The organism is Scandinavium goeteborgense (assembly GCF_003935895.2).
Lineage (GTDB): Bacteria > Pseudomonadota > Gammaproteobacteria > Enterobacterales > Enterobacteriaceae > Scandinavium > Scandinavium goeteborgense.
Genome location: NZ_CP054058.1, coordinates 3952210 through 3966438 on the forward strand (window position 1 = coordinate 3952210; position 14229 = coordinate 3966438).

15 protein-coding genes and 3 tRNA genes are annotated in these 14229 nt (G+C 53.9%); 7 read left to right on the top strand and 11 right to left on the bottom strand.

The window, feature by feature from the left end; all coding sequences use genetic code 11:
• Position 1: 1 nt before the first annotated feature.
• From A8O29_RS19655 to A8O29_RS19695, 9 genes are all read right to left on the bottom strand, one after another.
• Positions 2-1279, bottom strand: a complete 1278-nt coding sequence (locus A8O29_RS19655; protein ID WP_125354036.1) for a NupC/NupG family nucleoside CNT transporter — start codon at positions 1277-1279, stop codon at positions 2-4.
• Between the two features lie 155 nt (positions 1280-1434).
• Positions 1435-2229 (bottom strand): TatD family hydrolase, encoded by a 795-nt coding sequence (locus A8O29_RS19660; protein WP_125354037.1) that lies wholly within the window; start codon positions 2227-2229, stop codon positions 1435-1437.
• Positions 2226-3299, bottom strand: a complete 1074-nt coding sequence (locus tag A8O29_RS19665) for a patatin-like phospholipase family protein (RefSeq protein WP_125354038.1) — start codon at positions 3297-3299, stop codon at positions 2226-2228. The genes A8O29_RS19660 and A8O29_RS19665 overlap by 4 nt, the downstream gene beginning before the upstream one ends.
• 126 nt (positions 3300-3425) lie before the next feature.
• A complete protein-coding gene (locus A8O29_RS19670; protein ID WP_007373037.1) occupies positions 3426-3587 on the bottom strand; it encodes a DUF1328 domain-containing protein in 162 nt (53 codons plus the stop codon).
• Positions 3588-3699: 112 nt separating this feature from the next.
• Positions 3700-4311, bottom strand: a complete 612-nt coding sequence (gene osmY, locus A8O29_RS19675; protein ID WP_110510676.1) for a molecular chaperone OsmY — start codon at positions 4309-4311, stop codon at positions 3700-3702.
• Positions 4312-4646: 335 nt separating this feature from the next.
• On the bottom strand, positions 4647-6236 hold the full coding sequence (gene prfC, locus A8O29_RS19680) for a peptide chain release factor 3 (RefSeq protein WP_110510675.1): 1590 nt from the start codon (positions 6234-6236) through the stop codon (positions 4647-4649).
• 90 nt (positions 6237-6326) lie between these two features.
• Positions 6327-7007, bottom strand: coding sequence for a pyrimidine 5'-nucleotidase (gene yjjG, locus A8O29_RS19685; RefSeq protein ID WP_125354039.1), 681 nt, complete (start codon positions 7005-7007; stop codon positions 6327-6329).
• 14 nt (positions 7008-7021) lie between these two features.
• Entirely contained in the window at positions 7022-7468 is a 447-nt protein-coding gene (gene rimI / locus A8O29_RS19690) for a ribosomal protein S18-alanine N-acetyltransferase (RefSeq protein WP_125354040.1), read from the bottom strand.
• Positions 7437-7850 carry a DNA polymerase III subunit psi gene (locus tag A8O29_RS19695; RefSeq protein ID WP_110510672.1) on the bottom strand — a complete coding sequence of 138 codons (414 nt, stop codon included), beginning with the start codon at positions 7848-7850 and terminating at the stop codon, positions 7437-7439. Before A8O29_RS19695 ends, rimI begins: the two co-directional genes overlap by 32 nt.
• A 138-nt stretch (positions 7851-7988) precedes the next feature.
• Here A8O29_RS19695 and rsmC point away from each other — a divergent pair, with 138 nt between their 5' ends.
• The 4 genes from rsmC (at position 7989) to A8O29_RS19715 (ending at position 9517) form a co-directional block, all read left to right on the top strand.
• Complete coding sequence (gene rsmC, locus A8O29_RS19700) at positions 7989-9017, top strand: 16S rRNA (guanine(1207)-N(2))-methyltransferase RsmC (RefSeq protein WP_125354041.1); 1029 nt, start codon at positions 7989-7991, stop codon at positions 9015-9017.
• A gap of 181 nt (positions 9018-9198) precedes the next feature.
• Positions 9199-9285: transfer RNA gene (locus A8O29_RS19705), tRNA-Leu, on the top strand.
• A 29-nt stretch (positions 9286-9314) separates the two neighbouring features.
• Positions 9315-9401, top strand: a tRNA-Leu gene (locus A8O29_RS19710).
• A gap of 29 nt (positions 9402-9430) precedes the next feature.
• A tRNA-Leu gene (locus A8O29_RS19715) sits at positions 9431-9517 on the top strand.
• 38 nt (positions 9518-9555) lie between these two features.
• On the opposite strand, the gene A8O29_RS19720 is transcribed toward A8O29_RS19715, so the two are convergent.
• Positions 9556-9795 (bottom strand): DUF1435 family protein, encoded by a 240-nt coding sequence (locus tag A8O29_RS19720; protein WP_125355156.1) that lies wholly within the window; start codon positions 9793-9795, stop codon positions 9556-9558.
• A gap of 252 nt (positions 9796-10047) precedes the next feature.
• Between A8O29_RS19720 and A8O29_RS19725 the strand changes: the two genes are divergently transcribed.
• The gene (locus A8O29_RS19725) at positions 10048-11112 is read left to right on the top strand and encodes a GGDEF domain-containing protein (RefSeq protein WP_174081401.1); all 1065 of its coding nucleotides are present in this window, start codon (positions 10048-10050) and stop codon (positions 11110-11112) included.
• A gap of 94 nt (positions 11113-11206) precedes the next feature.
• Complete coding sequence (gene fhuF, locus A8O29_RS19730) at positions 11207-11995, top strand: siderophore-iron reductase FhuF (RefSeq protein WP_125355155.1); 789 nt, start codon at positions 11207-11209, stop codon at positions 11993-11995.
• A gap of 71 nt (positions 11996-12066) precedes the next feature.
• Here fhuF and A8O29_RS19735 read toward each other — a convergent pair whose 3' ends face one another.
• Entirely contained in the window at positions 12067-13410 is a 1344-nt protein-coding gene (locus A8O29_RS19735; protein WP_125355154.1) for a PTS sugar transporter subunit IIC, read from the bottom strand.
• 341 nt (positions 13411-13751) lie between these two features.
• Here A8O29_RS19735 and A8O29_RS19740 point away from each other — a divergent pair, with 341 nt between their 5' ends.
• Positions 13752-14210 (top strand): YbaK/EbsC family protein, encoded by a 459-nt coding sequence (locus A8O29_RS19740; RefSeq protein ID WP_110510666.1) that lies wholly within the window; start codon positions 13752-13754, stop codon positions 14208-14210.
• Positions 14211-14229 lie beyond the last annotated feature (19 nt).

A 14229-nucleotide genomic window follows, 5' to 3' on the forward strand; every position in this document is an offset into this window, starting at 1 on the left:
GCTAGAGCGAAAGGAACACCCCGGCGATGGTGGCACTCATCAGGTTCGAGAGCGTACCCGCCACGACGGCTTTCAGACCAAGCTGGGCGATATCATGGCGACGGCTTGGCGCCATGCTGCCGAGACCGCCAATCAGGATCGCAATCGACGACAGGTTGGCAAAGCCGCACAGCGCGAAGGAGATGATGGCTTTGGTGTGGTCGGAAATCACCTGCAGGCCCGCCGCGGCAACGACCGCGTCATCCTTCAGATATTCGCCGAAGTTCATGTAAGCCACGAATTCGTTAATGATGAGCTTCTGCCCAATGAACGATCCGGCCACGTTCGCCTCGCTCCATGGCACGCCAATCACCCATGCCAGCGGGGAGAATATCCAACCGAGGATCAGCTGCATCGACAGCTGCGGATAGTCAAACCAGCCACCAATCCCGGAGAGAATGCCATTCAGCAGCGCAATCAGCGCCACGAAAGCCAACAACATTGCGCCGACGTTTAACGCCAGCTGCATACCGGACGCGGCACCTGATGCGGCGGCGTCAAGCACGTTAGACGGTCTGTCGATGTCCGGCATTTGCGCTTCAAGATCCGGCGAATCGTTCGGCGTTTCGGTTTCTGGCAACATGATTTTGGCGAACAGCAGACCGCCCGGTGCTGCCATGAACGACGCGGCAATCAGGTATTCCAGCGGCACACCCATCTGCGCGTAGCCCGCGAGAACAGAACCGGCCACCGAGGCCAGACCGCCACACATTACCGCGAACAGCTCAGAGCGGGTCATGGTCGCAATATACGGACGCACTACCAGCGGCGCTTCGGTTTGCCCAACGAAAATGTTCGCGGTGGCTGACAGCGATTCGGTACGGGAGGTTTTCAGCAGTGCGCGCAGACCACCGCCCAGAATACGGATCACGAACTGCATGATGCCGAGGTAATAAAGCACGGCGATCAGCGACGAGAAGAAGACGATAACCGGCAGCACGCGCAGGGCGAAAACAAAGCCGCCCCCACCGAAGACTTCGAACATTTTATCGGATACCAGGCCACCGAACAGGAAGCCAATACCCTCGTTGCCGTAGGCGATAACATTGGCCACGCCTTCGGACATCGCCAGCAATACTTTACGACCGGCAGGGACATAAAGGATCAACGCCCCTATGGCTATCTGAATCATCCACGCGCCGAGCACGGTACGCAGGTTAATAGCACGACGGTTACTGGAGAGCAGTACGGCGATGGCGAGCAGCACCACCATGCCAATCAATCCCATGAGGATTTGCATACAGAGTCCCTGTGTATTGAAAGTGAAAGGTTTAAAAATGAGAAAAAACTCAGCAATCGCGCCGATTATAACGATCCGGAACTATTCTGTGAGTCCGCGTCACACATTTCTGGCAATAATGTGAATGCAAAACCAAATAATGAGATCTACGTCACTCAACGCGACGTAAATAATAAGGCGGGGAATAATTTTTCTGTGTTATCAGCCAAGGAATGGGCAATTTCAACGGGGGATTCGGAACGCAGTTCGCACAGCGATTCGAACACACGCGCGGCCCGCTCAGGGCGATTGGCCTGCCCCTGAAAGCCGTTCAGCGGCATATCGGGTGCATCGGTTTCCAGAACCAAAGCAGAAAGAGGAAGTTGCGCGATCGCTTCGCGGGTTTTGTTCGCACGCGGATAAGTGATGGTGCCACCGACGCCAATCTTATAGCCAAGCTGAATAAATCGCTGCGCCTGTTGCAGGCTTCCGGCAAAACCGTGCACCACGCCGGTACAGGGTAAATTGTGCCGCTTGAGGTGCATCGCCAGTTTGTCATGGGTACGGCGTGAGTGGAGGATCACCGGCAGATCGTAGCGTTTGGCGAGTTTCAACTGCTCATCAAGCAGCGCCTGCTGTTTGTCGAACTGCGGATCGTCGCGATACAAATCGAGCCCAATCTCCCCCACCGCCACCAGTTTTGGCGGCTTTTGGGCGAGCAGCGTCTCAAGCTGCATCAGGCTCTCGTCATTATGCTTTTCAATCACTATCGGATGCAGGCCCAACGCGGCATACAGCGGCGTGTGCTCCGTCGCCAATGACAACACCCGCTCAAAGCGCGAGGCTTCCGTCGCCGGGATAACAATGTTGGTCACGCCCGCCTGGGCTGCGAGCATCAGGCTGTGCTCGATGTCGTCCACGAACGGCGGGAAATCGAAATGACAGTGGGTATCGATAAAGCGGAAACTCACGCCAGCCCCTCGTTATCAAAATTGGCATCGTTGGCCTGCGGCGCATCGACCAGCGTCGCGCTGTGAAGGTCGTTGGCGGCTGCCGCGGGCGGAACTACCAGCGGCGCAGGCGTGGCTATGCGTGGACGGAAACGGGATATCGGCGGCTGTTCGGCCAGCATTTTGCCCATCGTCGCCAGGAAATAGCGTCCACACTGGCGGCCGACGTTATAGTCTTCCATCAGCGCAGGCAGTCGGCTGCCGAGCGCCATGCTTTTCAGTGGCTTAGGCGGGAAAATCTCGAGGATCCGTACTTTTCCCGGCGGCGTTTCAATGTACTGCTGAATGGCGTGATAGGTCTGCTCATGATGCTGGACCAGATTCACAAACGGCTGCAGGCTACTTTCGCCCAACCAGCGCTCCATTCGTTTGAACCACTGCGGGGTGTAATACATCTGCGATGGGACGGTGCGGATAACCACAATGGTTTTTCCGCCACGCTTCACCGCTTCCTGCACCGGAATGGCATCACTCACGCCGCCGTCCAGCCAATTGATGCCGTCAAGCGTCACGCCTGGACGATAAAAACCCGGAATGGCACTGGAGGCACGGATCTGATCCATCCACGTTTCACGCGTCGGTGAAAAGTAGCCAGGCGAGTAGTCATCGGCTCGGGAGGCGCACATCAGGAACGATTTTCCGCTATCGAACTGACGCGCAGCGACGTCCATCGCCAGCGGCATTTTGCTCGCCGTCGCATCGACCAGCCAGTCAAGATCGATAAGATTACCGCCGCGCACGAAGCGCATCGGATCGAAAAATTCGCGGGAAGTGGTGTAACGGGTGATCACTTTGCGGGCGTAACCCGGCTGGTTACACACATAAGCGGAAAGATTTTGCGCGCCAGCGGAGGTGCCTAAGAACAGATCAAACGGGTTGAATCGCGCGCGCATGAACTCGTCCAGCACCCCGGCGGTAAAAATGCCACGCTGCCCGCCGCCCTCACAAACCAGCGCGAGCTGTCCTGGACGAAAGGGTTTGACCGAAAGTGGCGCAATATTGCCTAGCGTTACCGGAATTCGCTGTCCCACACTGCTTTCCCGTTTTTGATTGTTTTGTCACATCACCATAACGCAGATAAGGATTCTCTTAAACTGATAAAGCCAGTCCGAAGACTGGCTTTTGTTACGAAAACTTAACGTCTTCAGTCAACGTCGCTATGGACGTCGGCGTCCCATGAACAGACTGACCAGGAACAGAATGATACCGACGATAAAGACAATTTTTGCTGCGCCCGCTGCCGTACCGGCTAAACCACCAAAACCCAGAGCGGCGGCGATTAACGCGATAACCAGAAATATAATGCCCCAACGAAACATACGATTCTCCTTTACCATAGTGAATGTCGACCGCTTTGATGAACGCTCAGGCACTCAAAACGACAGACTCGTTTCCCCGACTATTTGCCGGGGAAGAATGTCTTAAACAGATTTATTTAACTTTAAGGTCGTTCTTCACACTTTTAACGCCATCAACCGCTTTGGTGATGCTCTCGGCACGTTCACTTTGCGCCTGGGAGTCGACCGTACCGGAAAGCTGCACCACACCGTCGGTGGTTTCTACTTTCACTTTACGGGACGGAACGATGTCGTCAGCCAGAAGTTTGGCTTTGATTTCACTGGTTGTTGCGGTATCACCCGCATAACCCTGCATACCTTCTTTTGCGCTGTCACGCACGTGTAGTTTGTCGCTGACGGAGGAAACACCCTCTACGCCTTTCGCGACGCTAACCGCTTGCTCCGCCTGAGCTTGGCTTTCAACGAAGCCGCTCAGCGTGACCACTTTGTCGTCGGTTTTCACCGAGATGTCGGTGCTTTTAATCGAATCATGATCGACCAGCGCCGCTTTCACTTTAGCCGTGATGCTGCTGTCGTCCATAAAGTTGCCGACTTTGTTCATGGAGCTGTCGACTTTTTGCCCGGCGCTGTCTGCCGCGGATTGCGTTTTATCCATCGTTGTTTCTGCCAGTGCAGAACCGCTCATCATCGCAGTACCCAGCATAATCGCCAGCAGCGTTTTGGACATCTTTTGGCTTGTCATCATCTCGATTCCTGTAGTTTGCTCAGAATTTGAGCTCAGGCGATCTTCATGATCGCATTGCTGTAGGGGTGAACATCACCACAATCTCACAGTTCTTAATATTGCGAGTCTCAAGTTTACCGGGCTAATACGCTATTTAACACGTGTTGATTAGCGGATTAAGCCAGCAACCTTGTCATCACTTTGTTAAATATAGCCAACAATTTCTAACTCGCCCGAGCAAACGGCCAAAAAGTGGCGTTTTAGGGCGTGATCGGGCTCATTTAAGAACTTTCTGCAAGGGAATCAATAAGGAGGGAAAGTGACAGAGCACGGCGTGGGCCGTGCTCTGGAGGGGATTAGTGCTCGCGGGTTTTGCGGAACAGAACCTCTGGGTAACGTTCCTGGGTCAGATTGAGGTTAACCATGGTTGGGGCGATGTAGGTGAGGTTGTCACCGCCATCGAGTGCCAGCTGGATTTCGTTCTTACGCTTGAACTCCTCGAACTTCTTCACATCCGTGCTTTCAACCCAACGGGCCGTGGCCACGTTCACCGATTCGTAAATCGCTTCGACGTTGTACTCGCTCTTCAGACGCGCAACCACCACGTCGAACTGCAGCACACCGACCGCGCCGACGATCAGATCGTTGTTGGCAATCGGACGGAAGACCTGAACCGCGCCTTCTTCGGAAAGCTGTACCAGACCTTTGAGCAGCTGTTTCTGCTTCAGTGGATCTTTGAGGCGAATACGACGGAACAACTCAGGGGCGAAGTTCGGGATGCCGGTGAACTTCATCATTTCACCCTGGGTGAAGGTGTCGCCAATCTGAATAGTGCCGTGGTTGTGCAGACCGATGATATCGCCCGGGAACGCTTCTTCCACGTGCGAACGGTCGCCCGCCATGAAGGTCAGCGCGTCGGAAATCACCACGTCTTTACCGGTGCGCACCTGGCGCAGCTTCATGCCTTTCTCATAGCGCCCGGAAACCACTCGCATGAACGCCACGCGGTCACGGTGTTTCGGGTCCATGTTGGCCTGAATTTTAAAGACGAAGCCGGAGAACTTCTCTTCTTTCGCTTCCACTTCACGGGTGTCGGATTTACGCGGCATCGGCGCGGGCGCCCATTCCACCAGACCGTCGAGCATGTGGTCTACGCCGAAGTTGCCGAGTGCGGTCCCGAAGAATACCGGGGTGATTTCACCGGCCAGGAACAGCTCCTGGTCAAATTCATTCGATGCGCCCTGCACCAGCTCGAGTTCGTCACGCAGCTGTGCGGCCAAATCTTCACCGACAGCAGTATCGAGTTCCGGGTTGTTCAGCCCTTTAACGATACGCACGTCCTGAATCGTGTGGCCTTTACCGGTCTGGTACAGATAGGTTTCATCTTTATAGAGATGGTAAACGCCTTTGAACAGCTTGCCGCAGCCAATAGGCCAGGTGATGGGTGCGCAGGCAATTTTCAGCTCGCTTTCCACTTCATCCAGCACTTCCATCGGGTCACGAATATCGCGGTCGAGTTTGTTCATGAAGGTCAGGATCGGCGTATCGCGCAGACGGGTGACTTCCATCAGCTTACGGGTACGATCTTCGACGCCTTTCGCGGCATCGATAACCATCAAACAGCAGTCCACCGCGGTCAGGGTACGATACGTATCTTCGGAGAAGTCTTCGTGCCCCGGGGTGTCCAGCAGGTTAATCAGGCAGTCATGATACGGGAACTGCATCACAGAGGTGGTAATGGAGATACCACGCTGTTTTTCCATCTCCATCCAGTCAGATTTCGCATGCTGGCTGGAACCACGGCCTTTTACCGTACCGGCGGTCTGAATGGCCTGTCCGAACAGCAGCACCTTTTCGGTGATGGTCGTTTTACCGGCATCCGGGTGGGAGATGATGGCAAAAGTGCGGCGCTTCGCCACCTCTTGCAAATAAGGAGACAACGTCATAGTCAGTTCTTCTTCTTTAAACGCGGCAGCAAACCGCGCATGTTAAATACGAAATTGCGGCTATTTTACCCGTTAGCCGGGGGCTGACAATCAATGTTTACACAGGAGTTGCTCCAGCTCAGCAAGTGATGTCACTGTCCAGGTCGGTTTGATGTGCGACGGCAATTCCTGCCGATGTGCATTCAACCAGCAGGTAGATAGACCGGCGTTCATGCCACCCAGAATGTCCGATGCTGCGGTATCGCCTACCATCAGCACCCGTGAACGATCCGGGTTGCCCGCGCGTTCAAGCGCATGGTCAAAAATGCGCGCGTCAGGTTTTGCCACGCCCACTTCTTCAGAAATAATCAGTAAATCAAAATGATCGCGAAGACCGGTACGCTCTAAGCGGATTTGCTGCAACGCGGTAAAGCCGTTAGTGATGATGCCCATTTTCACTTTCCCCTGCAGGGAATTCAGCAGTGAAATGGCACCCGGCAGCGGGGCGCAGATCTCAGCCATCGCATTCATAAAGGCGTCGTTCAAGTCACCCGCGTTGACGTTCAGGCGTGAAGCCCAGCTTTCAAAACGCTGATGCTGAAGCTGTAACGAGGAGATAGCCCCGTTCTGATAATCGACCCACAGCGGCTTGTTCACGGCCTGATAGTCCTGGAAATCTTCTGCGGTGAAGGTCACGCTATAATCAAGAAACATCCGCTGTAAGCCGCTGAACGAATCGAAAGTAAACAGTGTTTCGTCAGCATCAAAGAAAATCCAGTCCCACATCTTCATCGTAAACCCTTGTCTTACATACTGATTGGCAGTGCCATTATGAGTGCGTCTTCACGCCCTTCCGCGGTCGGATAGTAGTTGCGTCGAATCGTCGCCTCGTTGAAGCCGAGGCTTTCATACAGTGCGATGGCGGCGACGTTCGAGGCGCGAACTTCCAGCCACAGCGTGACCACGCCGCGTTTTTCTACTTCGTCGATAACCTGTTCGAGCAATTCCCGGCCTAGCCCTCGGCGCTGATACGCCGGATCAACGGCGATGTTGAACAGCGTGGCTTCGTCGAGCACGATTTGTGTGATGGCGAAGGCCGCCATTTCGCCGTCTACCGTCAGCTGCAGGTTGAGATAACGCTCGCCCTGATTGCTGGCGAGGGTTTGCTCGCTCCACGGGAAAGCGTGAGCGCGCTGCTCAATCAGCAGGGCACGGGATAAATCAGTCTGGCTTAGGGAAGAAATCGTGTTCATGGGCGCAAATTTGTTGCCAGAGTTCGGCGCGGGCCGTCGCGCTGGACTGCAATTGTTCGAATGTCGGGCTGATGACCTGCGCGCCTTCCAGCGCGACCGGTTCACTTTCACCAAGACGCCAACTGTTACAACGACCGCCCTCAGGCAGCATGGCGACGCGCTCTGGCGTCAGCTGTAATACCTGATCCGGCGTGACGGCCAGCGCACGGAGGATATCGTTCACCAGCGGTTCGGTCAGCGGTGGCAGCGTTTGCGCCACCATCACCAGACGAATATGGTCAGGCAGAGAGATAGCGATTTCGCCCTGTAAAACCGCAGGACGACGCAAAGACCACTGGGTAATGCCCAGTTGCTGTAGTTGCCAGTCTCGTCGGGATGTCATCGCGGGTTTCTCCTGTCTGTCAGGCGCGGAAATATAGCAAATTCGTCGAACTTGCGCCAATAAAGCAAGGAGGCTCACGCGCAGAGAAGGCAGATAGTGTGTATAATCGCCGCCGTCGTTTATAGAGGATTACGCGTTATGTCTGCATTGACCCCGGCAAGTGAAGTCTTGCTGCGCCACAGTGATGATTTCGAACAAAGCCGCATTATGTTTGCCGGTGATCTGCAGGATGACCTGCCCGCTCGTCTGGATACCGCGTTTAGCCGCGCCCATACGCAACAGTATCACCACTGGCAGAACCTGAGTCGCGAGATGGGTGAGAACGTGCGCTTCAGCCTGACGGCAGAAGCGGCGGACGTCGCCGACTGCGATACGCTGATTTACTACTGGCCTAAAAATAAGCCAGAAGCGCTGTATCAGCTGACCAACATTTTATCGATGATGCCGATTGGCACCGATATTTTTGTGGTCGGTGAGAACCGCAGCGGCGTGCGCAGCGCTGAGCAGATGCTCGCCGAATTCGCCCCGCTGAATAAAATCGACAGCGCGCGTCGCTGCGGTCTGTATCACGGTCGTCTGGAAAAACAGCCGTCGTTCAACGCCGAAGACAATTGGGCTGAGTACCAGCTTGACGGTCTGACCATCAAAACTCTGCCAGGCGTTTTCAGCCGCGATGGCCTGGATAGCGGCAGCAAACTGCTGCTTTCCACCTTTACGCCACACACCAAAGGCAAAGTGCTGGATGTAGGCTGCGGCGCGGGCGTGTTGACCACTGTGCTGGCAAGCCATTCGCCGAAAGTGCGCCTGACCCTGTGCGACGTCAGCGCGGCGGCGGTCGAAGCCAGCCGTGCCACGCTTGCCGCGAACGGCCTCGAAGGTGAAGTGCTGGCAAGTAACGTCTTCTCAGACGTGACCGGCCGCTTCGATATGATTATCTCCAACCCGCCGTTCCATGACGGGCTGCAGACCAGCCTTGAAGCCGCTCAGCAGCTGATCCGCGGGGCGGTACGCCACCTGAATAGCGGGGGCGAACTGCGCATTGTGGCCAACGCCTTCCTGGCCTATCCAAAAATTCTGGACGAAACCTTCGGCTTCCACGAAGTGATTGCCCAGACAGGCCGCTTTAAGGTCTATCGCACGGTGTTGACTCGCCAGGCGAAGAAGTAATTGCTTACCCCCGCCCGCAGGCTCTGACTTGCGGGCGCTCTCATCGCACTCCCCTTTCTGTCGAAAAGCGCCCATTTTTACAGCGATCGGAAAATTCTGCTGCAATTAACTGTTGACGAAAATCCGAAAACCACTAGAATGCGCCTCCGTGGTAAAGATTCTTTTTAAGAGTCGATGGTATGCGACGGTGGCGGAATTGGTAGACGCGCTAGCTTCAGGTGTTAGTGTCCTAACGGACGTGGGGGTTCAAGTCCCCCCCCTCGCACCATATACCACGTAAGATATTGCTCGCACTGGGCGAAGGTGGCGGAATTGGTAGACGCGCTAGCTTCAGGTGTTAGTGTTCGTAAGGACGTGGGGGTTCAAGTCCCCCCCCTCGCACCAACGAGACAATATCAAGATAAGACGACTGTGCGAAGGTGGCGGAATTGGTAGACGCGCTAGCTTCAGGTGTTAGTGTTCGTAAGGACGTGGGGGTTCAAGTCCCCCCCCTCGCACCAGCTTCTTATCTCTCTTTACTCTCTCCCTGCTTTTCTCATTATCCCATCAGTTTCAAATTCATCATCACCAGCATCATCCCGCTTATCAATGCAAATGCCGATGGCAACAACACAAAATGCCGCAGCTGACGATGCCAGATCATCACACAAGAAAGCAGTAAACCCAGCGCGATCAGACTTCGCCAGGTATCGACTGACAGACCGGCAAAGCCCAGCCCACCTAAAAGCACGCCAGGAATCAACACTCCCCACACACTGCCTAACGCCCGCTGCAACATGGTTTTGACTCTCGAAACAATAATGATAACCAATATCATATGATAATTTTTATCATTTGCAAGATCGCGCTGAAAACCGTCGCGCTCTTTACTTTCACGCGGGTGACAGTGCTGCTTTAAGGTGATAAATTGTGCGGATTATTCGAATTGATTAGTGTTACTGATATTTTCGCGCGAAACGTTCCCGTGTGAAATTTGTCGTTCCAGATGCTTAGTGTTTCTGCAATCACACAATAAAAACGATTTCCTGATATGACATCACAATCCTGGCGTTCGCTGCGCATTAAAAAATATCAATTTTCATTACGACTTTTTTTATTTCTGAATTTAGCTTCATCACTTTTTTCTATGCTGAGCCCGGTGTATTCCATTTCGGCGATCACGCTTCCGCTGGTGTCGATCACCGTTATCAGCTCCGGATTGCTGCTGGGGCATTGGACCTGGACCGAGAAAAAAATCAATATTCCTGCCATCTCCATTTTCTTTGGCTGCCTGTGGGCCTGGCATATCGCGATTAAATTGCCCTTACTGGATAACGCTAATTTTAACTATCTGGTGATCGCATTATTAAGCGTGCTATTTGTCGGTGCGATTGCTTTTTCTAATAATATCATCGCCTTTACCTTGCATTCTTTGCCGGTGCTGATTACCTGTCTCGCCCTCGGCGATGACGACCAGTGGCTGCGCATGGTGTACTGCTTCGCCCTGCCGGTTATCGGCATTTCCATTCAGAGTGTGATTCAACGACGCAACGATAACTTTGCCCAGGGGCTCATGTACAAGCTGCTGGAAGAGCGTCAGACCCTGAACGACCTGAGCATGCTCGACCCGTTGACCGGGCTTTATAATCGTCGTGGCCTACAAAACCGCCTTGAAACGCTGATGTCGCTGGATGCCAGCGGGCATTACGTCCTGCTGCTGGATATCGACTATTTCAAAGCTTACAACGATCACTACGGGCACATGATGGGCGACCAGGCGCTGATCCAGGTGTCGGCCGCGATACGCAATGCCGTGCGCTCTCGAGACATTGTGACCCGCTACGGCGGCGAAGAATTTATGGTTTTATTGACGTCAACGACTTCGGATGCGGCCTTAGAAACGGCAGAACGCATTCGCCAGCGTGTGTACGACCTGAAAATCACGCACATGTTTAACCTGAACGTCGCGACCAATGTGACGGTCAGTATTGGGCTTGCGCCGCTACACGGGGAAGATATCGACGGCGCGCTGGCGCTGGCCGACAAAGCGCTGTACGAGGCCAAACATCTGGGACGCAATAATATTCTGACCAGCGAAGCGCTACAGGGTGCATGAAGTGCGGTAGATGCATAAAAAGAGTTGCGATTGTTTTTGGCTATGGCTAGGATTGGCAATCATTATCATTTAGATTTGTATCCAAGCTACGCTCATGGCCTACCGCTCTGCACCGATCACTGACGATATTATCTGGCGCGCCCCGCTCTTTGAGCGTGAACAAGGGCTTGCGGCTTCGTTGCAGGATAAATTTGCTGAGCACCGCCCTCACCTGCTTGATTTCATTAGCCTTGACGAACCTCATCCACATCAGGCAATGACGTTGGCACAGTGGAGCCGCCATAGCGAACTGACCACGTTATGCGCGCAGTATACCGATCATATCTATCGCAATAATCCAACACAGGCGCGGGAAAACAAACCGTTGTTATCCCTTTGGGCGCAGTGGTACATCGGGCTACAGGTGCCGCCGCTGATGCTGGCGCTGTTGACTGAAAAACGGGCACTGAGTCTTTCTCCGCAACATTTTCACGTTGAATTTCACGAAACGGGCCGTGCCGCCAAATTTTGGGTCGATGTGCAAGAGGACCCTTATCTGACTCAGCAGTCTTCGCTGATTCGCATGGAAAACCTGGTGACGCAGACGCTGGTGCCGGTTATCGAGGCTCTGGAAGCGACCGGGGAGATCAACGGGAAACTCATCTGGAGTAATACCGGCTATCTCATTAACTGGTGTCTGGGCGAAATGAAAACGCTGCTCGGGGATGAACAGTTCAACAGTTTGCGTCAGCATCTGTTCTTTGAAAAACAGTTCTCCGATGGGCGGGATAATCCGCTGTGGCGCACCGTTGTGATGCGTGATGGCCTGCTGGTGCGTCGCACCTGCTGTCAGCGCTACCGTCTGCCGGACGTTCAACAGTGTGGCGATTGCATGCTGAAATAATCACTTCTTTGAATACAAAAAGACCCGGTAACGTAACGCGACCGGGTCTTTTGTTTTGCCTTAACTAAACCTTACGCGGCTTGTTCAGTTTCTCCCGCTGAACGCTGTGCTTCTTCGGCTTCCTGCTCCAGCAACTGCTTCTCGTACACTTTGAAGAACGGGAAGTAGATGATGGCAGACACGCAGGCCAGCAGTACCACCAGGATAACGGCACGGAAATCCCAGCCTAACGCCCAGGCTGCACCGATCGGGGCTGGCGCTGTCCATGGAACAACGGAGATCACACGACCAATCAGATCCAGCTTCATTGCGGCCCAGGCCAGCGTGGCGTTGACCATCGGTGCCAGCAGGAATGGAATGAAGAACACGGGGTTCATCACGATTGGCGTACCGAAGATAACCGGTTCGTTGATGTTAAAGATGCTCGGAACGACGCCCAGACGCCCAATCGAACGCAGGTGCGCGGACTTACTGCGCAGGTAACAGAACACCAAGCCCATCGTCGCCCCGGAACCGCCGATAACGATAAAGAAGGTCCAGAAGGCTTCCATAAAGATGTGCGGCAGTGGAGCACTTTGTGCCAGCGCCGTCTGGTTCATACCGAGGTTAGTCAGCCAGAACATTTGCAGCATACCTGACACGATTGCTGCCCCGTGAATACCTGCAAACCACAGCAGGTGACCAATCAGGACCGCCAGCAGAATGGCCGGCAGGGAATCCGCAGCCGATACCAGCGGCTTAAAGATAGACATGATCGCTTGTGGGATCAGCATATCGAACTGGCTCTGGATGAACAGGCTCAGCGGATACAGCGTCAACACGACGACCAGCACCGGAATTAGGAGGTCAAACGAGTTTTTGATCATCGGCGGCACCTGGTCTGGCAGGCGAATACCGATGTTGTGAGCCTTCAGGAAGCGCATCAGTTCTACGCAGTACACCGCAACAAGGATCGCGGTGAAAATCCCCGTCCCTCCCAGGCTGTGAACCGGCAGCGTACCATCAGTCTTTGGCGCAGCAACCAGCAGGAACGCCATGATCGACAGCATCGAAGCCATGAAGGGATCAAGCTGGAAACTCTTTTCGTAATGTCTGCCCAGGTTATAGGCAATCGCCGCACAGATATAAATGGACATGACGCCCATGGTCATATCGAACGGGGTCAGAATGCGGCCTTCAAACTGCTTCGCCATGTCCAGCCACGCGCGGGCAAAGCCCCAGGTGGTGTCCGGCGAGAATGGAGGATAAGCAAACACCAGCAGGAACGAGCCGACAATCATGAATGGCATCGCCGAGATGAAGCCATCACGGATTGCCATCACATGGCGCTGGGACGAGATACGCCCGGCGACAGGACTGATATAGTTTTCTACAAATCGGAAAATCAAATTAAACGCAGCATGGTTAGCAGACATAGCAGCTCTCCTGACGAACGATAGACGTAAGCACAGCGACGGTTAGTGTGCCGCGATGTGCAATCTCGAACTGTGAGTTCACTACCATGCCGGGGGGTTGGCCCGATCTACAGCAGATAAAGATACATTTCATACACGGCTCTTATTTTTTTAGCGATACAGAGGAAGTTACGCATTCAGTATTAATCGGCATGACACACTTCTGCAACCGGTTACTGTAACCGGTTGCAGTGAATGTGAAGGGGATCGAGAAATCCATGAAATGATGGGAATACTCATCCTCTTATTTACAGCCTCTGTGGCTTGTGACAGATTGATTTCGTTTATATCAGGAGAGAACTATGAGTTTGCAAACCGTGCGGCAATTTTTCGCTGACCGCGCCCCCGATATCGAAATTATAGAACTGAATCAGAGTACTGCGACCGTGGCACTGGCCGCAGCGGCCCACAATGTGGCGCCAGGTCAGATTGCAAAGACGCTGTCATTGAAAGTTAAAGACGAAGTCATTTTGGTGGTAGCGAAAGGCGATGCACGCCTGGACAACAAAAAGCTGAAATCGGCATTTGGTGCCAAAGCCCGGATGCTCAGCTGTGATGAAGTCGTCACCTGGACCGGACACCCCGTCGGCGGCGTCTGCCCTTTTGGACTGGAAAATCCGCTGACCGTCTACTGCGACGTTTCCCTGAAAGCGTTTGAAGAAGTGTTACCCGCCGCCGGTGCAACGCACAGCGCGGTACGCATCTCTCCGGAACGTCTGGCAGAACTTACTGAGGCCACCTGGATCGACGTTTGTCTGTAAACTCACCCACAATACGTCT